A 17,800-nucleotide genomic window follows, 5' to 3' on the forward strand; every position below is an offset into this window, starting at 1 on the left:
GGAAATTACATGACGTTCACCCCTGAACCGGCCTACCAGCATGGCCAGGCGCCGCGCACGGCCATCCTGCTGATCAACCTTGGCACCCCGGATGCGCCAACGCCGAAGGCGGTCGGCAGCTACCTCAAGCAGTTCCTGTCCGACCCGCGCGTCGTGGAGATTCCACGCGCGGCGTGGCTGCCGCTGCTGTACGGCATCATCGTGCCACTGCGCTCGCGCGCCTCGGCGATGAAGTATGAGTCGATCTGGCTGCGGGAGGCGCATATGACGGGTTCCCCGCTGCTGGTGCACACCGAGCGCCAGGCTCACGCCTTGCAGCTGCTGCTGAACCAGCAAGGCCATGAGGTGACAGTGGCGTGCGCCATGCGGTACGGCAATCCGTCGATCGGCTCGGTGCTGGAAGCGCTGCGCCGCCAAGGGACCGAACGCATCCTGCTGCTGCCGCTGTATCCGCAATACTCCGGCACCACCACGGCGACGGGCTTCGACGAGGTGTTCCGGGTGCTCAAGCAGTGGCGAAACCAGCCGGAGCTGCGGCTGGTCAAGCATTTCCACGACCATCCGGCCTATATTGCCGCCTTGCACCAGCAGGTGGGGGCATACTGGGCGCAGCATGGCACGCCGGATTTCGCGCGGGGCGACAAGCTGATCCTGTCGTTTCATGGCGTGCCGCGCCGCACGCTGGAGCTCGGCGATCCCTACCATTGCGAGTGCCTCAAGACCGGGCGCCTGCTGGGCGAGGCGCTGGGCTTGCAGCCCGGACAGTACCAGGTCACCTTTCAGTCGCGCTTTGGCAAGGCGGAATGGCTGCAGCCCTATACCGCGCCCACCCTGCGGGAGCTCGGCAAGGTCGGCACCGGCCGGGTAGACGTGTTCTGCCCGGGCTTTCCGGCTGATTGCCTGGAGACGCTGGAAGAGATCGCCATGGAAGGGCGCTCCGAGTTCCACGTGGCTGGCGGCAAGGTGTTCCACTACATTCCTTGCCTCAACGATTCGGAAAGCTGGATTGCCGGGCTGGCGGAGATCGGCTTGCAGCACTTGCAGGGCTGGCCGCTGCGGCTGCCGCATCCGCATGAGCTGGAGGCCCGCCGCACGCACGCGCAGACGCGCGGCGCCGCAGCATGAGCGCGGCGCTGCCCAACGGATGGAGGTGACGACATGAGCGTATCTTTCGAGGCCGATGCCCGCCTGCGCATCGACAAATGGCTGTGGTGCGCGCGCTTCTTCAAGACGCGCTCGCTGGCTGCCGAGGCGGTGGACCGTGGCAAGGTGCAGGTCAACGGCCAGGCGTGCAAGAATTCGCGCGAGGTCAAGCCGGGCGACACCGTCGTCCTGGAGGCGCACCAGCAACGCTGGGAAGTCGTGGTGAAAGGGATTGCGGGCTTGCGCGGCCCGGCCGCGGTAGCCCAGACGCTTTATGCGGAAACCGAGGCCAGCGAGGCGCGCCGGCGGCAGGATGCCGAGAACCGGCGGCTTAACGTGGAACCTGCATCGCAGCTGCAGGGACGCCCGACCAAGCGCGATCGCCGCCAGATCGACGGCGTCAGGGGGTGAGGCGCAAGGCTGCCCAAGCAGTACGGACTCACCCGGCTGGGTCAGCGAACGTAGGGAATGATGTAGTGTTTGAATACCGCCTTGCCACTGCCGTATTCGGTGTCTCGCGGCGTGAGCGCGCCGGAGAGGCAGATGAAGACTGTCATCACCGATAATGCGGCGAGAAGGAAGACCGTCAGAACAGGCAGCTTATGCATGGCTAACCTTTCGAGAGTGGCCCCACTTGAGTTGCATCGTCGACCCCGTTATTTTTGTCATTTTTATACGGTTTCATCTTAGGGGGTGCGCTGCAGCAAAGCAATATGACCCCTATTTCCGTAGACCCCGCTTTGTAACCTTGTGTTTCAGTGCACTGTCGCGGTGCGCTCTTGAAAATCCGGGGGCCTGCCACCAACTGCAGGCTATATTTGCCGATTGACCACCCGGCGGCCTGCGCCAGGCAGGCCGCGCCTTTGTTTTATACGGATCGACATGGAAGAACAGAAGCAGACGCCATCCACCACGCCGCCGCTCACGCCAGCCAGCGAGGAGCTGAACACCGCCCCGGCCGGCCAGGCCGATAACGCCGCCACCGTGGACGTGGCGGCCCAGTTGGCCGCGCTTGAAGCCAAGGCCAAGGAGAACTACGACATGTTCCTGCGGGCTACCGCGGAAGGCGAGAACATCCGCCGCCGTGCCCAGGAGGACGTCGCCAAGGCCCATAAATTTGCCATCGAGACCTTTGCCGACTACCTGCTGCCCGTGATGGACAGCCTGCAGGCGGCACTGGCCGACGGGTCGGGCGATATCGCCAAGCTGCGTGAAGGGGTCGAACTGACCGCCCGCCAGCTCGTCAGCGCCTTCGAGAAGGGCAAGATCGTAGAGCTGAACCCGGTTGGCGAGAAGTTCGACCCGCACCGTCACCAGGCCATTTCGATGGTGCCGGCGCCGCAGGAGCCGAACACCGTGGTCACGGTGCTGCAGCGCGGCTACACGATCGCTGATCGCGTGCTGCGCCCGGCGCTGGTCACGGTGTCCGCGCCCAAGTAAGCGCCACCGCTTGGCGGTCCGCCCGGCGGGCTGGCACAAGCAACGCCCGGTGCCGCTGGCCCGGGCGTTTTTCATTGCTGGAGACGTCTATGTCCATCAAGCCAGACAATGCCGCCATGCCCGGCACCACGGTGGATCCGGCGTCGCACCTCGACCATCGTGCCTTCGAAGTGTTCGGCATGCGCGAGGTGGACGGCGCCGGCATTGATGACGCTATCGCCGCTGCCGGCGATGCGCTGGTCTGCGTGTTTTTCTGGGGCGTGGACTGCTTCAATTGCGAGATGGCCAAGAAAGCCATGCTGGCCGATCTAGACCCGGTGCGGGCGCTGGAACTGCACTGGCTGCACGCCAACGTCTATGCGCACCCCGATATGGGCAAGCGATTCGGCCTGCACGGCATTCCGGTCTTCATGTTCTTCCACAAGGGCAAGAAGCTGGGGCGGGCCACCGGCTGGCATGGGCAGGGCCAGTTTGCCGCGGCGGTGGCCAACGCACGGCTGAAGGCCAGCGGCAAGCCGCTGGCTGGTTAGGCGCGTCGGCGCGTCAGCGTGCCAGCGCGTATCCCAGCCGGAATTGCCAAGGCAGCTTGCGGTTGTAGTCCAGCAAGCTCTCGCCATAGCCGATGAAATAGCCCGCCATCAGGTAACCCGCCGTGCCGGGGATCAGCCTGGCCAGCGGATACGTCACCGATGCGTCGACGCTGCCGTAATACTTCTGCGTGCCTTTGCGCAGGGTGGTGGCGAACTCCCATGCGTCCGGCTTGCCGTAGGCCAGTTTCAGGTCCATGTAGCCGCGATAGCGGGCAATGTCAGAGTTGTCGTTCTTCTCGACGTAGTAGTACAGCTTGGGCGACACGCTCCAGTGCCAGTTGCTTATGTCCCCCAGGAAAAACGTGGGTTTGACGAACACCGTATTGATGCTGCGCGACTGGGCGCCATCGCGGCCATTCGACTCATGCTCCAGGCCGGCCGCGAGCGAGAGCCGGCTGATCACGCGGTTCTGCACGCCGGCATCCGACAGGTAATAGAACAGGCTCGGGCGGTAGTTGGTGTCGCGGAACGGCCGTGAGTCGCTCGACAGATCCCACAGGGAGAACTGCGTGTAGCCGAAGTACAGGTTCTCAAGCACGCCGTGCGAAGCCGGATTCTCGCCTTGGTAGATGCGGAACTTGAAGCTGAACTGGAACTTGGCGTTGGCCCCGCCATGCGCCCCGACCAGGAAGTACATCGGGTCGTTGAAGGTCAGCCGGCCCTGGTCGCGCAGGTCCGCCGGGACGGGCGCCGCCTGGCTGGCGGCTGCTACGGGAATGACAGGCACGGTCGACACAGCAGTGGTGCTTCCTTCGGCGCTTGTGGCGGGTGCGGGGGGCGCCGCGACCTGGGCCGACCGCGGATCGTCGGCGCGCGGCGCGCGGTTGAGCGTGACCAGCACAGGCGCGGCGTCGATGTCCACGGGATCCAGTCGGACCACGCCGCGCAGGTTGGGCGGCAACGGCGCACTGTACTCGACGGTGCGGTGCTCGCCCTTGCGCAACTTGATCGTCGAGGGGGCCGCAGTGGCGCGCTGCATGCTGAGCCTGACAGGGGCCTGCAGATCGGCCGAAGCCGTGACGTCGATCGCCTGGGGGACCAGGAAGCTGCGGTTCGCGCCGTCAGCGCTCAGCAACAAGGTCAGGGTCAGGGGCTTGGTGCCGTCGACCACCTTCGGCGGTTGCAGCAACGCCACGGCGGCGTGGCTCGATAGCGGCCCGGCGGCCACGAGGGCGAGTGCCAGCAGGAGAGCGGGCGGCTTGGCCGTGGCGCGGCAGATCTCGGGCTTGAGCGTGCTGAGCATGGGAGGCGGCAGCGCATCCTCGTGAAGAGGTGATGCGCACGCGGCAGGATATTGTGACGCGGCACAGCCTATCACGTGCCTATCACGCCATGCGCCAGATTTTTGTGATGTTTTATACTCAACCAAGATGTGGTTGAGGCATTACTTAACGGGTGGCGCGGCGCTGTATCGAGGCAATGTATTGCTCGCCATCCGGCGGCATGCCGGTGCGTTGCGCCTGCCAGAGCATTTCACCGAGGCACTCCATGACCTGATGCTGCGCTTCGTGCGGCGAATCCAAACGCTGCGCCAGGGATTCGTAGGCGCGGCGGATGCCTGGGGGCTGGTCGATGGAAACCTGCTCGGAAATCGACAGGTGCATGGCCAGGTGCAGGAACGGATTGGTCTGGCCGCCTTCAGGCGTGTAGTCCTGAGTTAGCGCGCCTTCCGTGTCGGTGAGCAGGCTGTGATACTCGGGATGCTCGCCGATCCAGTCGACGGCAATGACTTCGAGGGGGGTGAGGACGCTGCCTGCGCGTTGCTTCTGCCAGGCTTCACAGAAAAAACGGCGGACTTCTTCGCGGGAGGGATTGAACATGATGGCGCTATTGTAAACGAGCTCTTCCACTGCTGCAGCGCAGCGCAAGCCGGCCTCCCGCAAGCTGACCGAATTGGCTTGCCAGCTACTAGAATGCGGCGTTGCCTGGCGTCGCCGGGTCCATTTCCTGCCCAGCGCGCCACCATGTCCGATCCCCGTTCCTCCGCCGCCCGTGTCCGGCAGCCCCTGCGCCATGCCCGCGAGCAACTCGCGGGCGTGTTGCTGATCGCCCTGTCGGCCAGCGCCTTTGGCGCCATGGCGATCTTCGCGCGCTTTGCTTACGACGCGGGCACCGATGTCTACGGCCTGCTGGCGGTGCGTTTCGTGCTGGCCGCGGGCGCGCTGGCGCTGGCGATGCGCCTGCGCGGCGTCAGCCTGCCGGGCTGGCGCAAGGTGCTGGCGCTGGCCGCCATGGGCGGCATTGGCTATGTTGGCCAGTCGTTCTGCTTTTTCACCGCGCTCAATCATGCCCAGGCCAGCCTGGTGGCCTTGCTGCTTTACCTGTATCCGCTCTTCGTCACCATCCTCGCCGCCGTCTTCCTCAAGGAACGGCTCGGCACCGCATCCGTGATCGCGCTCGTGTTGTGCTCGGTGGGGGCGGGGCTAACGGTGGGTGGTGGCCAGGGCTCGGCGCTGGGCATCGGGCTTGGCCTGGCCTCGGCCGCGATCTACTCGGTCTACATCATCGTGGGCGCGCGCGTGACGGCGGGCGTCAATCCTCTGGCCACCACCACCGTGGTGTGCGGTGCGGCGGCGGTGGTCTACGTCGTGGTGGGGGTGTTGCGCGCGGGAGCCGGCGTGCCGCCTCAGTTCCCGCAAAGCGCGGCCGGCTGGCTGGCGTTGCTGGCGATCGCGCTACTGTCCACGGTACTGGCGATCCTGGCCTTTTTTGCCGGCTTGCAACGGCTCGGCGCGGCGCGGGCTTCGATGTTGTCCACCCTGGAGCCGGTGGTGACGGTGGTGTTGGCGGCGCTTTTGCTCGGGGAGCATGTCGGGATGACACAGGCGCTGGGCGGCGGCTTGATCCTGGCGGGCGTGCTTTGGCTGACCAGCAAGGGTTCCGGCGCGCAGGATGTGCAACAGAATTGAACCCCTTGCTCAAATCGCTTGCGTGGCGAGGGGCGGCGTCTTAGATACAATCCGGTTCTCACTATTTGTTCAGGAACCGACCGCATGAAACCGATCGACCAGGTTGCAATCGCCCAGCTGTTCACCGAAGCGCGTACGCACAACGTGTGGCAAGACCGCCAAGTGGACGATGCCGTGCTTCACCAGATCTATGACGCGATGAAGTTTGGCCCGACGGCTGCCAACGGTTCGCCGGCCCGCATCGTGTTCGTCAAGAGCGCGGCGGAAAAGGCTCGCCTGGTCGAGTGCGTGTCCGCAGGCAACGTCGAGAAGACCCGCTCGGCACCGGTCACTGCGATCGTCGCATTCGACAACGCCTTCCACGATCAGCTGCCCAAGCTGTTCCCGCACGCCGATGCGCGTTCGTGGTACGCCGGCCAGCCGGAAAAGATCGCCCGCGACGCGCTGATGAACAGCTCGTTGCAAGGCGGCTATTTCATCCTGGCCGCGCGCGCCCTAGGCCTGGATTGCGGCCCGATGGCCGGTTTCGATGCTGGCAAGGTGAATGCCGCCTTCTTCGCCGATGGCAAGTGGTCGGTCAATTTCCTCGTGAACCTGGGCTATGGCGAGGCCGACAAACTGTTCCCGCGCAGCCCGCGCCTGTCGTTCGACGAAGCCTGCCGGATCGTTTGAGCGCAAGCGCTGCCAGATAGGTAAAGACCCGCCTCGCGCGGGTCTTTTTTTGCCTGTCCGTTGTGCCTGTGCTCAGAGGCGCGGCGCCTCGGTCTTCTCGCGGTATTCGCACAGCGGCTCGATCGCGCAATGCCAGCACTCGGGCTTGCGTGCCTTGCAGACATAGCGCCCATGCAGGATCAGCCAGTGGTGCGCATCGTGCATGAACTCCGGCGGCACGGTCTTGAGCAGCTTCTGCTCCACCACTTGCACGTTCTTGCCGGGCGCCAGGCCGGTGCGGTTGGCTACCCGGAAGATATGCGTGTCGACGGCAATGGTGGCCTCGCCGAACGCCGTATTCAGTACCACGTTGGCCGTCTTGCGGCCCACGCCCGGCAGAGCTTCCAGCGCGGCCCGGTCGCGCGGCACCTGGCCGCCGTGCTGCTCGACCAGGATGCGGCAGGTTGCTATGACATGCTTGGCCTTGGTCTTGTACAGGCCGATGGTCTTGATGTACTCAATCAGCCCGTCCTCGCCCAGCGCCAGCATCTGCTCCGGGCTGTGCGCCACGGGGTAGAGCTTGCGCGTGGCCTTGTTCACGCCCACGTCAGTGGCCTGCGCGGACAGCAGTACAGCAATCAGCAGCTCGAACGGCGAGCTGTATTCCAGCTCGGTGACTGGGGTCGGGTTGACTTCGCGCAGTGTCTCGAACAAGGCGCGGCACTTGGCAGCGTTCATTAGTCCTTGAGGGCTGGGTTGGAGCCGGGCACGGCATCCGGATCGGCCTGGCCAGGTGTGGCGATAAGGCCGGCCTTGGCGCGGCGGGCCTCGGCGGCGTCGATCTGCGCCTGCACGGCAGGGGAGACGTTCTCGGTATTGCGCGGCTGCACCGCTTGTTGCTTCAGGCGCGCCCGCTCGATGGCGGCCTGGATGATGGCCTGCTTGCGTGCCCGCGCCGCCTGTTCCTCTTCGCTTTGCGGGGCTTCGGCTTGCAGCGCCTGCAGTTTGGCGGCGGCCTTGGCCGCCAGGCGCGCATCGTTCTCCTCGCGCTCGCGCACGAGCCGCGAGCGGCGGGCGAGGTAGCGCGCGTGGGCCTCGTCCGCTTGCGCCTGCGACCAGGCGGCCCAGCCGGTGCGCTGCGCGGTGACGGGAACCATGGCAATGCAGTCGACGGGGCAGGGGGCCACGCAGAGGTCGCAACCGGTGCACCAGTCCACCAGCACGGTATGCATCTGCTTGGGCGCGCCAACGATGGCGTCGACCGGGCAAGCCTGGATGCACAGCGTGCAGCCGATGCACAGCGCTTCGTCGATCACTGCCACCGCGCGGGCCTGCTCCACGCCCCGCTCCGGGTCCAGCGGCTGCGGCGGCGTGCCGAGCAGCGCCGACAGGCGGCGGATGCCCTCTTCCCCGCCCGGCGGGCAGCGATTGCCGGCTGCTTCGCCCGCTGCCATGGCTTCGGCGTAGGGACGGCAGCCGTCGAAGCCGCACTTGGTGCATTGGGTCTGCGGCAGCAGGGCTTCGAGGCGATCGGCGAGGGTCTGGGAAATGGCGGTCACGACTGCTTTTGGGGTTTGCGGGTACGGCGTGGATGCCGTTCTCTTTTTTCCTGGCTGGAACGGGCACGCGGCAGGGATTATCCCCGATTTCGCCGCAGTGCAGAAACGCGCGATGATGCGCCCTTTGCCGGGCCACTGCGCGCAGGTTGCCCTGTGCCATAATCCGCGCAACGATTCACCAGCCGTCGCATGCGAAACGAAACCAGAACCAAGCGGGACCCCGAGGGAACACGCCGCCGCATCCTCGATGCGGCCACCGAAGAATTTGCCAAGGGCGGCCTGGCAGGGGCACGCGTCGACCAGATCGCGCGCCGCGCCGAGACCAACGAGCGCATGCTGTATTACTACTATGGCAGCAAGGAGGGCCTGTTCCTGGCCGTCCTTGAAAAACAATATGCGGAGTTTCGCGCCGCCGAGGAGCAGTTGCACATCGTCGAGGAGGATCCCGTTGCGGCGGTCCGCACGCTGGCTCGCTTTGTCTGGGACTGGTACTACCGCAATCCCGAGTTCATCCGCCTGGTCAACAGCGAGAACCTGCACGAGGCGCGCCACCTGAAGAAGTCCACCCAGCTGCACCAGTTGATCAACCCGGTGGTTAACGTGCTCGCGGATATCGTCAAGCGGGGCCAGCGGCAGGGGGTGTTCCGCGACAACGTCGATGTCTCGCAGCTATACCTGACGATCTCCGCGCTTGGCTACTACGTGCTGTCCAACCGTTACACCATCAGCGCGGTGATCGGGCGCGACGTGGCGGCGCAGGATGAGCACGAGCGCTTTGCCGAGTTGCACACCGATATGCTGCTGGCCTACCTGGAGCGCCGCTGAGGCAGCTTGCAGCCCCATAAAAAACGCCCGCAGCTTGCGGGCGTTTTTTATTATGGGGCTGCAGCTTAAGCGCCGTGACTCAACGATGCTTGAGCACGAAATCGCGCAGTTCCGGGTAAATCTCCTGGCGCCAGCGGCGGCCGGAGAAGATCCCGTAGTGGCCGCACTTGGCCGCGGTGATGTGTTGCTTGCGCGCTTTGGGGATGCCCGCGCAGAGCTCATGCGCGGCGGCGGTCTGGCCGGCGCCCGAGATGTCGTCCAGTTCGCCCTCGATCGTCAGTAGCGCGGTGCCCTTGATGTCCTGCGGGCGCACCGGCTGGCCATCGATCTCCCAGGTGCCGTTGGCAAGGCGGAATTCCTGGAACACTTCGCGGATGGTGTCGAGGTAGTACTCGGCGTCCATGTCGAGCACGGCGTTGTACTCGTCGTAGAAGCGCACGTGGGCTTCCGCGTCGTCGGCATCGCCCTCGACCAGGTTCAGGTAGTAATCGTAGTGCGAGGACAGGTGGCGGTCGGGGTTCATCGCCACGAAGCCGGCGTGCTGCAGGAAGCCCGGATACACCTTGCGGCCATGGCCCGGGTAGTTCGCCGGCACCGTATAGATCACATTGTTCTCGAACCACTCGAACGACTTGTTGGTCGCGAGCGAATTCACGGCCGTCGGGCTGCGCCGTGCGTCGATCGGCCCGCCCATCATGGTCATGGTCTTTGGCGTCTTCTCGCCGGCGGATGCCAGCAGGGAGATGGCCGCGAGCACCGGGACCGTAGGCTGGCACACGGAGATCACATGGAGGTTCTCAGCGCCGATATGGCGGATGAAGTCCTGGATGTAATGGATGTAGTCCGCCAGGCGGAAACGGCCGTCCTCGATCGGGACCATGCGGGCATCGATCCAGTCGGTCACATAGACCTTGTGGTCCTGCAGCAAGGTCTTCACGGTGTCGCGCAGCAGCGTGGCGTGGTGGCCCGACAGGGGGGCGCACACCAGCACCACCGGCTCGTCCTTGAGCAGCTTGATGGTCTCCGGATCGTCGGCATAGCGCTTGAAGCGCACCAGCTTGCAGAAGGGCTTTTCGATGATCGTCTGTTCGACGATCGGGATGTTCCGGCCGTTGGAGCGTACCGATTTGATATCGAATTCGGGTTTTTCGTATTCCTTGCCGAGTCGGTACAGCAACTCGTAGCCGGCAGCCAGTCGCGTGGCGCCGGGCACCAGGGACATCGGGCTCAGGGGATTGGTAAAGGTCTTGGCCGTAGCCTGCGCCCATGCGGTAAGCGGGTGCAGCATCGAGCGCTGGAATTCATGCAGCTGGTAAAGCATGACGTGGTCCCTATCAGGCTGGGGGCGAAGCTGGAATTCAACGCCTGGACAATACAAATACAACAAACACAGTTGCTAATGTGTTACCGATTATGCGCGTAATCGAACGATCGTGCGATGCAGCATATACCCTAAGGTACGCTCACATCGGAAAAAGACAATAGGACAAACACTGTACTTCTCGATGACAAATGCAAAAGAACGTGAAAAATTGTCGTGAGATACGACAAAGGCGACCGAAGTCGCCTTTTTGTGCACTTTTGCGCGTATTGCGTTACAGCACGGCGGCGATGGCGTTGACCACCGCGTCAATGTTGCGGCTGTTCAGCGCGGCCACGCAGATGCGGCCGGTGCCCACGGCGTAGATGCCGTGCTCGTTGCGCAGTACGTCGACCTGGGCCGAGTTCAGGCCCGAGTACGAGAACATGCCGCGCTGGGACTTGACGAAGGAGAAGTCGCCCGGCACGCCCTTGGCGGCCAGCTTGTCCACCAGCGCATGGCGCATCAGCTTGATGCGGTCGCGCATCTCGCCCAGTTCCTGCTCCCACATGGCGCGCAGCTCCGGGCTGTTCAGCACGGTGGCGACCACGGTGCCGCCGTGGGTCGGCGGGTTGGAGTAGTTGGTGCGGATGACGCGCTTGACCTGAGACATCACGCGCTGGGCTTCTTCCTTGCCCGTGGTGACGATCGACAGCGCGCCCACGCGCTCGCCGTACAGGGAGAAGCTCTTCGAGAACGAGCTCGACACGAAGAACGGCAGGCCGGATTCGGCGAACAGGCGCACGGCGGCGCCATCCGGCTCGATGCCTTCCGCGAAGCCCTGGTAGGCCATGTCGAGGAACGGGATCAGGTTGCGTTCCTTGATCAGTTCCACCACCTGCTTCCACTGCTCGGCCGACAGGTCAACGCCGGTCGGGTTGTGGCAGCAGGCGTGCAGCACCACGATGGTGTTGGCGGCGTACGACTTGAGCGACTCCACCATGCCGGCGAAATTCAGGCCGTGGCTGGCAGCATCGTAGTAGGCGTAGTTGATCACGGGGAAACCGGCTGCCTCGAACAGGGCACGGTGGTTTTCCCAGCTCGGGTCGCTGATGGCGACCTTGGCGTCCGGGTACAGGCGCTTGAGGAAGTCGGCGCCGATCTTCAGCGCGCCGGTGCCGCCGAGTGCCTGGGCGGTCACAACACGGCCTTCGGTGATCAGCGGCGATTCCTTGCCGAACAGCAGGGTCTGCACGGCCTGGTCATAGGCGGCGATGCCTTCGATCGGCAGGTAGCCACGCGGGGTGGCGGTGGTCAGGCGGGCCTTTTCGGCTTCCTGCACGGCGCGCAGCAGAGGGATTTTCCCTTCGTCGGTGAAGTACACGCCAACACCCAGATTGACCTTGGTGGCACGGGTATCGGCATTGAAGGCTTCATTCAGGCCCAGGATCGGGTCGCGCGGGGCCATCTCGACGGCAGAAAACAAACTCATTTGGGATCTCGTGGTCAGCTATGTAACAAAACGGGAAGGCGTAGAATGCTCCGGACTGCGCTCGGGAGTGCGGGCGACCCCCATCTTGATACCTGGCCGCCAGCCCCAAGATTCTAGCGTATCTGCCCGTTTTCCTGAGGTTTTCCCCTGCCAGCTTATGTCGAATCTCGTTGAAGTCGCGCCCGCGCTGGATGAAGAGAAGTTCGCGACCTTTCCCGGCTCGCCGTTCCAGCTTTACCAGCCCTATCTGCCGGCGGGCGATCAGCCCGAGGCGATCCGCCAACTGGTCGAGGGTGTGGAGGACGGCCTGTCTTACCAGACCCTGCTGGGGGTGACCGGTTCGGGCAAGACCTTCACCATGGCCAACGTGATTGCCCGCATGGGCCGTCCGGCCATCGTGTTCGCGCCCAACAAGACGCTGGCCGCGCAGCTGTATTCCGAGTTCCGCGAGTTCTTCCCGCGCAATGCCGTGGAATACTTCGTCAGCTATTACGACTACTACCAGCCCGAAGCCTACGTGCCGCAGCGCGACTTGTTCATCGAGAAGGATTCCTCGATCAACGAGCATATCGAGCAGATGCGGCTGTCGGCCACCAAGAGCCTGCTGGAGCGGCGCGACACCATCATCGTGGCCAGCGTCTCGGCCATCTACGGTATCGGCAACCCGTCCGAGTACCACAAGATGATCCTGACGCTGCGCACCGGCGACAAGATCAGCCAGCGCGATGTGATCGCGCGCCTGATCGCCATGCAGTACACCCGCAACGAGACCGATTTCCAGCGCGGCACTTTCCGCGTGCGCGGCGATACGCTGGACATCTTCCCGGCCGAGCATGCCGAGCTGGCGGTGCGCGTCGACATGTTCGACGACGAGATCGATTCGCTGCAGTTCTTCGACCCGCTCACCGGGCGGGTGCGGCAGAAGATCCCGCGCTTCACGGTCTATCCGTCGAGCCACTACGTGACCCCGCGCGAGACCGTGCTGCGGGCGATCGAGGACATCAAGGTAGAACTGCGCGAGCGCCTGGACTTCTTCTATAAGGAGAACAAGCTGGTGGAGGCGCAGCGGCTGGAGCAGCGCTCCCGCTTCGACCTGGAAATGCTCTCCGAGCTCGGGTTCTGCAAGGGCATCGAGAATTACTCCCGCCATCTGTCGGGCGCCAAGCCGGGCGATCCGCCGCCAACGCTGGTCGATTACCTGCCGCAGGACGCGTTGATGTTCCTGGACGAGTCGCACGTGCTGATGGGTCAGTTCAACGGCATGTACAACGGCGACAAGGCGCGCAAGACGACCCTCGTCGACTATGGCTTCCGGCTGCCGTCCGCTCTGGACAACCGCCCCCTCAAGTTCTCGGAGTTCGAGGGCAAGATGCGGCAGGTGATGTTTGTCTCCGCCACGCCGTCCAACTACGAGAACGAGCACGCGGGCCAGGTGGTGGAGCAGGTGGTGCGGCCCACCGGCCTGGTCGATCCGATCATCCACGTGCGTCCCGCGACCACGCAGGTTGACGACCTGCTGTCAGAGATCCACCAGAAGGTTTCCGTCGGCGAGCGCGTGCTGGTGACCACGCTGACCAAGCGCATGTCCGAGCAGCTCACGGAGTTTCTGACGGAGAATGGCGTCAAGGTGCGTTACCTGCACTCGGACATCGATACGGTGGAGCGCGTCGAGATCATTCGCGACCTCCGCCTGGGTACCTTCGACGTGCTGGTCGGCATCAACCTGCTGCGCGAGGGCCTGGATATTCCGGAAGTCTCGCTGGTGGCAATTCTCGACGCTGACAAGGAAGGCTTCCTGCGCGCCGAGCGTTCGCTGATCCAGACCATCGGCCGCGCGGCCCGTAACGTCAACGGCACCGCCATCCTGTACGCGGACCGGATGACCGATTCGATGAAGCGGGCGATCGGTGAGACGGAGCGCCGCCGCGCCAAGCAGATCGCGTTCAATGAAGCCAATGGCATCGTGCCGCGCGGCGTGGTCAAGCGCATCAAGGACATCATCGACGGGGTCTACGACCCGGGCGAGGTCAAGGCCGAGCTGCTGGCCGCGGAAGAGCGCGCCAAGTACGAGGATATGAGCGAGAAGCAGGTTGCGAAGGAGATCAAGCGGCTGGAGAAGCAGATGTTCGAGCACGCCAAGAATCTCGAGTTCGAGAAGGCCGGGCAGGTGCGCGATCAGTTGGCCAAGCTCAAGCGCCAGATCTTTGGCGCCAGCGGCGATGGGGAGCACCTGCCGCCGGCCGCCGCGGCCGCGTCCTGAGGGCGTGAGCCCTGCCTTGCCCACACGCCTGCGGGATGCAGGCGTGCTGCCTGGCTACCGCCTATAGTGGGAATCCCGGACAGTGGTGAGGAGATGATCCATGGTCAAGTTCGCTCTGTGGGTTCCGCTGCATGCGAAGCCCGGCAAGGAAAAGGAAGTCGAGGAATTCCTGCTCGCCGGCCTGCCGCTGGTACAGGCCGAAGCCGGCACCACGGCATGGTTTGCGCTGCGGCTCGGGCCATCCATGTTCGGCATCTTCGATGCGTTTCCCGATGAGGCGGGGCGCAACGCCCATCTCTGCGGCAAGGTGGCCGAGGCCCTGATGGCCAAGGCGCCCGACCTGTTCGCCAAGCCGCCCTCCATCGAAAAGCTGGATGTGCTGGCGGCCAAGCTGCCCTGAGCCGATTTGCCCGCTAGCCCTTCGGGGGCAGCGAGCGCAAGCGCTTGTTGACTTCCAGCAGGGTGTCGCACTCGTCCGCGCTGGCGGCCTTGCGCTTGCCGATGAAGTCCACGATGGCGCGCAGCGGTTCGCGTTGCGTGGCGCATGCGGTGGCCGGTTCCGGTATCGAGGCAGGGGCAGCGCAGGCCGCGCCAATTTCTTTCTCCAGGCTGTGCCGGACCACGGTGAGCAGGCTCTCGCAGCCTGCGCCGGAGGCGGCATCCGCATCGGCGGACGGTTCGGCGGCGTCGGCCAGGCTTGCGCAAAGCAGAAGGGGCGCCAGGAGGAGTGGGCTGAGGCGGAGGTTCACCGCACGATTATGCGGTGGGCTGCACCTTTGCGTCATCTTTTTTGCCCGGCGGCCTAGACCGGCGTACCGGCGCTCGCGTGAGCGCGGTCCCGTTGGCAGGGCTGTAGAATCCGGCTTCGGTGTGGCAGCCGCGCCCGGTGCGCCGGCTGCAAGCCCGTCGCGCGTGCCGCGTTTTGTTGCCTTGTTTTCGGCGCCGGATAGCGCCATACGCCGATGAAGAAATACGCCATCTTGATGTGTTGCATGGGAAACATATGCCGTTCTCCGACTGCGGAGGGCGTGCTGCGCGCCAAGCTGGAGCCGGTTGGCCTGGCCGATCTGGTCGAGCTGGATTCCGCCGGCACGCATGGTTATCACATCGGGCGCGCGCCGGATGCGCGCTCCCAGCGTCATGCGCTGGCCCGTGGCTATGACCTCTGCGCGCAACGCGCGCGCCAGGTCATGGCGCAGGATTTCGCCCGTTTCGACCTGCTGCTTGCCATGGACCGGGACAACCTGGCGGCGCTGCGCGCCATCTGCCCCCCTGGGCGCGAGGACAAGCTGCGCCTGCTGATGAGTTTCGCCAGCCGGCACGCCGCGGACGAAGTGCCGGATCCGTACTACGGCGAGGGTGATGGCTTCGAGCGCGTGCTCGACTATGTCGAAGACGCTTGCGATGGCGTGATCGCCATGCTGCGTGCCCAGGGGCTTGGCGGCGCCACCTGATCGCGCTCGGCCGCCCATGCAGCCTTTCCATTACTTTCACGAGAATTCATGTTTCGTTCCCTGTTCCGCAAATGGCGCGAGTCGCGCAATGCCAGCCTGCAACTCGACGCAATCCTGGCGGCAGCGGACCCGGAGGCGCCGCTGGCGGACCGTAACGGCTGGCTGATCGAGCTGGGCTACTGGATCCGGCGCGACGGGCTGCCGGGCGCCGAAGGCGTGGCGGCCGATAAGAGCCGCCGGGAGCACGTGCGGCTGCGCTACCTGCTCCAGGTGCTTGGCCGCAATCCGGAAGTGGCGGGGCGCTTTGCCCGCATGGTGCGTGCCATCGTGCGCGATAACGATCCGGTCACTTTGCTGTGCGACACCGGCGTGGCTTCCCACCCGGGCTTCTGGAGCGAGGTGCTGAACCGGCTGCAGGCGCGGTTCCTGCCCCCTCCGCCCAACCGCAGCGATATGGCGGGCCTGTTCGCGCTGCTGTTTATCGATGACAACGATGCCGACTGGGTCGAGGCGCTCGATGGCGACCTGCTCGAACGGCTGGCGGCCGTGCTGCGTACCGACGACCCGCAAGCGCCGGGCGACGCTGCCGAGCTGCCTGAATGGGATCGTTTCGACCGCACGCTGACCACCAGCATCCAGGTGCTGGTCAGCCAGGTGCGTGCTACCGGACTGAGCCAGGCGATTCGCTCGCGGCTCAAGGGCAAGGTGCAGGACACGCCGTTTTTCCGGCTGGACAGCGCTGTGCAAGCCTTGTGCGACGAGGAGGAGGCAGCGCGCGGCGGCGAGGCCTTTGCGCACCGGCTCAACTATTTCCGCGCGCTGCTCGATGGCTGCCATCAGGCGGCTCAGCGCGTGTACGACGACCTGGAGGAGAACGGCGTCTCGGTGGAGGTGGTGTTCCAGATCGAGCGCATGAAGGTCCGGCTCGCGCGCATCGAACTGTTGCTGGCTACCTGGGTTGAGCCGCAGCGGCGCGGCCGGCACGCCCACCTGATCGCGGCGCTGATCCGCTCCACCCAGGCGCGACGCAGCATCGGGCACCTGGCGGGCACCTCGTTTTCGCAACTGGCGCGCAAGGTGGTTGAGCGTTCGGCCGAGACCGGTGAGCACTACATCACGCGCGATCGCCGCGAGTATCGCGAGCTGATGCGGGCCGCTGCCGGAGGCGGCTTGATCACCGTGGGCACGGTCTATCTCAAGTTCCTGATCTATGGGCTGCACCTGGACAAGTTCATCGAGGGCCTGCTGGCCTCGCTCAACTATGCGGGCAGCTTCCTGGTGATCCACTTCGCGCATTTCACCCTGGCCACCAAGCAGCCGGCGATGACCGGCCCGGCGCTGGCGCACCGGCTCGATGCGGTCGGCAGGCCGGAGGGGCGGGAGATCTTCGTTGAAGATACCATCGCCATGATCCGCTCAAACGCCGCGGCGATCTTCGGCAACCTGGCGGTGGTGTTCCCGGTGGCGATGGGCATCCAGTGGCTCGCCAACCGCATCCTGGGCGCCAACCTGATCACACCCGCCAAGGCGATCGCCACCATCGAGTCGTTTTCCATTCTTGGCCCCACGCCGATCTACGCGATCTTCACGGGGGTACTCTTGTGGCTGTCCAGCCTCGTGGCGGGATGGGCCGACAACTGGTTCGCGCTGCACAAGGTGCATGACGTGATGGCGTACAACCGCCGCCTGCGCTATGTGCTGGGTGCGCGGGGAGCAACGCGGATGGCAGACTTCTGGAAACGCAATATGTCGGGGATCGCTGCCAATGTGTCGCTGGGACTGCTGCTCGGGCTGGGACCGGAGATCCTCAGTTTCTTCGGCCCCCACATGGAAGTGCGGCACGTCACATTGTCGACCGGCTCGGTGGGCGCCGCGATCGGGGTGCTGGGCATTGCCGTGCTGAAGATGCCGTCGTTCTGGCTGGCGGTGGCGGGCATTGCGCTGATGGGGCTGCTGAACGTCGCGGTGAGCTTCGCGCTGGCCTTCAATATGGCGTTGCGATCACGCAGCCTGCGCCCGGTGGATCGCCGGGCGCTGAGTTCAGCCGTGCGGCGGCGCATTCTGAAACACCCCTGGTCGCTGATCGTGCCGCCGCGCGCGCCCGTTGGCGGGGCCTCGGCGGAGCAGGGGCAGGTTTGATGCGATGCGGCAGGGGTACTTGACTGAATTAGTCGACT

Annotated in this window: 19 protein-coding genes; 11 read left to right on the forward strand and 8 right to left on the reverse strand. The window is 64.9% G+C overall.

Translation table 11 applies throughout. The annotated features are described in order from the left end of the window. Positions 1-9: 9 nt before the first annotated feature. Positions 10-1,125, forward strand: coding sequence for a ferrochelatase (hemH, locus tag RR42_RS05925; RefSeq protein WP_043344858.1), 1,116 nt, complete (start codon positions 10-12; stop codon positions 1,123-1,125). Positions 1,126-1,158: 33 nt separating this feature from the next. Beyond that, positions 1,159-1,554, forward strand: coding sequence for an RNA-binding S4 domain-containing protein (locus tag RR42_RS05930; RefSeq protein WP_043344859.1), 396 nt, complete (start codon positions 1,159-1,161; stop codon positions 1,552-1,554). Between the two features lie 41 nt (positions 1,555-1,595). On the opposite strand, the gene RR42_RS40690 is transcribed toward RR42_RS05930, so the two are convergent. Next, complete coding sequence (locus tag RR42_RS40690; RefSeq protein ID WP_043344860.1) at positions 1,596-1,751, reverse strand: hypothetical protein; 156 nt, start codon at positions 1,749-1,751, stop codon at positions 1,596-1,598. 274 nt (positions 1,752-2,025) lie between these two features. On the opposite strand from RR42_RS40690, the gene grpE reads away from it, so the two are divergent. Together grpE and RR42_RS05945 are read left to right on the forward strand one after the other, a co-directional pair. After that, positions 2,026-2,583 (forward strand): nucleotide exchange factor GrpE, encoded by a 558-nt coding sequence (gene grpE / locus RR42_RS05940; RefSeq protein WP_043344862.1) that lies wholly within the window; start codon positions 2,026-2,028, stop codon positions 2,581-2,583. Between the two features lie 89 nt (positions 2,584-2,672). Further along, complete coding sequence (locus RR42_RS05945) at positions 2,673-3,113, forward strand: thioredoxin family protein (protein WP_052494472.1); 441 nt, start codon at positions 2,673-2,675, stop codon at positions 3,111-3,113. A 13-nt stretch (positions 3,114-3,126) separates the two neighbouring features. Here the strand turns inward: RR42_RS05945 and RR42_RS05950 are convergent, their stop codons facing one another. Together RR42_RS05950 and RR42_RS05955 are read right to left on the reverse strand one after the other, a co-directional pair. Continuing rightward, on the reverse strand, positions 3,127-4,416 hold the full coding sequence (locus tag RR42_RS05950) for a phospholipase A (protein ID WP_052494473.1): 1,290 nt from the start codon (positions 4,414-4,416) through the stop codon (positions 3,127-3,129). 145 nt (positions 4,417-4,561) lie between these two features. Continuing rightward, positions 4,562-4,993, reverse strand: a complete 432-nt coding sequence (locus RR42_RS05955) for a DUF1841 family protein (protein ID WP_043351469.1) — start codon at positions 4,991-4,993, stop codon at positions 4,562-4,564. Between the two features lie 144 nt (positions 4,994-5,137). Here RR42_RS05955 and RR42_RS05960 point away from each other — a divergent pair, with 144 nt between their 5' ends. Continuing rightward, a complete protein-coding gene (locus RR42_RS05960) occupies positions 5,138-6,082 on the forward strand; it encodes a DMT family transporter (protein ID WP_052494474.1) in 945 nt (314 codons plus the stop codon). A gap of 84 nt (positions 6,083-6,166) precedes the next feature. After that, positions 6,167-6,754 carry a malonic semialdehyde reductase gene (locus tag RR42_RS05965; RefSeq protein ID WP_043344864.1) on the forward strand — a complete coding sequence of 196 codons (588 nt, stop codon included), beginning with the start codon at positions 6,167-6,169 and terminating at the stop codon, positions 6,752-6,754. A gap of 72 nt (positions 6,755-6,826) precedes the next feature. Here RR42_RS05965 and nth read toward each other — a convergent pair whose 3' ends face one another. Both nth and rsxB read right to left on the reverse strand, forming a co-directional pair. Continuing rightward, positions 6,827-7,471 carry an endonuclease III gene (gene nth, locus RR42_RS05970; protein ID WP_043344865.1) on the reverse strand — a complete coding sequence of 215 codons (645 nt, stop codon included), beginning with the start codon at positions 7,469-7,471 and terminating at the stop codon, positions 6,827-6,829. Beyond that, positions 7,471-8,292, reverse strand: coding sequence for an electron transport complex subunit RsxB (gene rsxB, locus RR42_RS05975; RefSeq protein ID WP_043344868.1), 822 nt, complete (start codon positions 8,290-8,292; stop codon positions 7,471-7,473). Before rsxB ends, nth begins: the two co-directional genes overlap by 1 nt. 189 nt (positions 8,293-8,481) lie before the next feature. On the opposite strand from rsxB, the gene RR42_RS05980 reads away from it, so the two are divergent. Beyond that, entirely contained in the window at positions 8,482-9,117 is a 636-nt protein-coding gene (locus RR42_RS05980) for a TetR/AcrR family transcriptional regulator (RefSeq protein ID WP_043344870.1), read from the forward strand. Between the two features lie 79 nt (positions 9,118-9,196). Here the strand turns inward: RR42_RS05980 and RR42_RS05985 are convergent, their stop codons facing one another. Next, positions 9,197-10,438 carry a polyhydroxyalkanoate depolymerase gene (locus tag RR42_RS05985; protein ID WP_043344872.1) on the reverse strand — a complete coding sequence of 414 codons (1,242 nt, stop codon included), beginning with the start codon at positions 10,436-10,438 and terminating at the stop codon, positions 9,197-9,199. Between the two features lie 274 nt (positions 10,439-10,712). After that, entirely contained in the window at positions 10,713-11,909 is a 1,197-nt protein-coding gene (locus RR42_RS05990) for an amino acid aminotransferase (protein ID WP_043344875.1), read from the reverse strand. Positions 11,910-12,066: 157 nt separating this feature from the next. Here RR42_RS05990 and uvrB point away from each other — a divergent pair, with 157 nt between their 5' ends. Continuing rightward, positions 12,067-14,169 (forward strand): excinuclease ABC subunit UvrB, encoded by a 2,103-nt coding sequence (gene uvrB / locus RR42_RS05995; protein WP_043344876.1) that lies wholly within the window; start codon positions 12,067-12,069, stop codon positions 14,167-14,169. Between the two features lie 100 nt (positions 14,170-14,269). Continuing rightward, on the forward strand, positions 14,270-14,569 hold the full coding sequence (locus RR42_RS06000) for a putative quinol monooxygenase (RefSeq protein WP_043344878.1): 300 nt from the start codon (positions 14,270-14,272) through the stop codon (positions 14,567-14,569). A 13-nt stretch (positions 14,570-14,582) separates the two neighbouring features. Here RR42_RS06000 and RR42_RS06005 read toward each other — a convergent pair whose 3' ends face one another. Continuing rightward, entirely contained in the window at positions 14,583-14,918 is a 336-nt protein-coding gene (locus RR42_RS06005; protein WP_043344880.1) for a hypothetical protein, read from the reverse strand. Positions 14,919-15,131: 213 nt separating this feature from the next. Here RR42_RS06005 and RR42_RS06010 point away from each other — a divergent pair, with 213 nt between their 5' ends. Further along, positions 15,132-15,623, forward strand: coding sequence for a low molecular weight protein-tyrosine-phosphatase (locus RR42_RS06010; protein WP_043344881.1), 492 nt, complete (start codon positions 15,132-15,134; stop codon positions 15,621-15,623). 48 nt (positions 15,624-15,671) lie between these two features. Next, entirely contained in the window at positions 15,672-17,762 is a 2,091-nt protein-coding gene (locus RR42_RS06015; protein ID WP_043344883.1) for a site-specific recombinase, read from the forward strand. Positions 17,763-17,800: the final 38 nt, after the last annotated feature.

The sequence above is a fragment of the Cupriavidus basilensis genome, from assembly GCF_000832305.1.
Classification (GTDB): domain Bacteria; phylum Pseudomonadota; class Gammaproteobacteria; order Burkholderiales; family Burkholderiaceae; genus Cupriavidus; species Cupriavidus basilensis_F.

Excerpts from the sequence above, each read along its gene's own strand:
- hemH (WP_043344858.1), top strand. The coding sequence starts at position 10 with ATGACGTTCACCCCTGAACCGGCCTACCAGCATGGCCAGGCGCCGCGC.
- RR42_RS05930 (WP_043344859.1), top strand. The coding sequence starts at position 1,159 with ATGAGCGTATCTTTCGAGGCCGATGCCCGCCTGCGCATCGACAAATGG.
- RR42_RS40690 (WP_043344860.1), bottom strand. The coding sequence starts at position 1,751 with ATGCATAAGCTGCCTGTTCTGACGGTCTTCCTTCTCGCCGCATTATCG.
- grpE (WP_043344862.1), top strand. The coding sequence starts at position 2,026 with ATGGAAGAACAGAAGCAGACGCCATCCACCACGCCGCCGCTCACGCCA.
- RR42_RS05945 (WP_052494472.1), top strand. The coding sequence starts at position 2,673 with ATGTCCATCAAGCCAGACAATGCCGCCATGCCCGGCACCACGGTGGAT.
- RR42_RS05950 (WP_052494473.1), bottom strand. The coding sequence starts at position 4,416 with ATGCTCAGCACGCTCAAGCCCGAGATCTGCCGCGCCACGGCCAAGCCG.
- RR42_RS05955 (WP_043351469.1), bottom strand. The coding sequence starts at position 4,993 with ATGTTCAATCCCTCCCGCGAAGAAGTCCGCCGTTTTTTCTGTGAAGCC.
- RR42_RS05960 (WP_052494474.1), top strand. The coding sequence starts at position 5,138 with ATGTCCGATCCCCGTTCCTCCGCCGCCCGTGTCCGGCAGCCCCTGCGC.
- RR42_RS05965 (WP_043344864.1), top strand. The coding sequence starts at position 6,167 with ATGAAACCGATCGACCAGGTTGCAATCGCCCAGCTGTTCACCGAAGCG.
- nth (WP_043344865.1), bottom strand. The coding sequence starts at position 7,471 with ATGAACGCTGCCAAGTGCCGCGCCTTGTTCGAGACACTGCGCGAAGTC.
- RR42_RS05980 (WP_043344870.1), top strand. The coding sequence starts at position 8,482 with ATGCGAAACGAAACCAGAACCAAGCGGGACCCCGAGGGAACACGCCGC.
- RR42_RS05985 (WP_043344872.1), bottom strand. The coding sequence starts at position 10,438 with ATGCTTTACCAGCTGCATGAATTCCAGCGCTCGATGCTGCACCCGCTT.
- RR42_RS05990 (WP_043344875.1), bottom strand. The coding sequence starts at position 11,909 with ATGAGTTTGTTTTCTGCCGTCGAGATGGCCCCGCGCGACCCGATCCTG.
- uvrB (WP_043344876.1), top strand. The coding sequence starts at position 12,067 with ATGTCGAATCTCGTTGAAGTCGCGCCCGCGCTGGATGAAGAGAAGTTC.
- RR42_RS06000 (WP_043344878.1), top strand. The coding sequence starts at position 14,270 with ATGGTCAAGTTCGCTCTGTGGGTTCCGCTGCATGCGAAGCCCGGCAAG.
- RR42_RS06010 (WP_043344881.1), top strand. The coding sequence starts at position 15,132 with ATGAAGAAATACGCCATCTTGATGTGTTGCATGGGAAACATATGCCGT.
- RR42_RS06015 (WP_043344883.1), top strand. The coding sequence starts at position 15,672 with ATGTTTCGTTCCCTGTTCCGCAAATGGCGCGAGTCGCGCAATGCCAGC.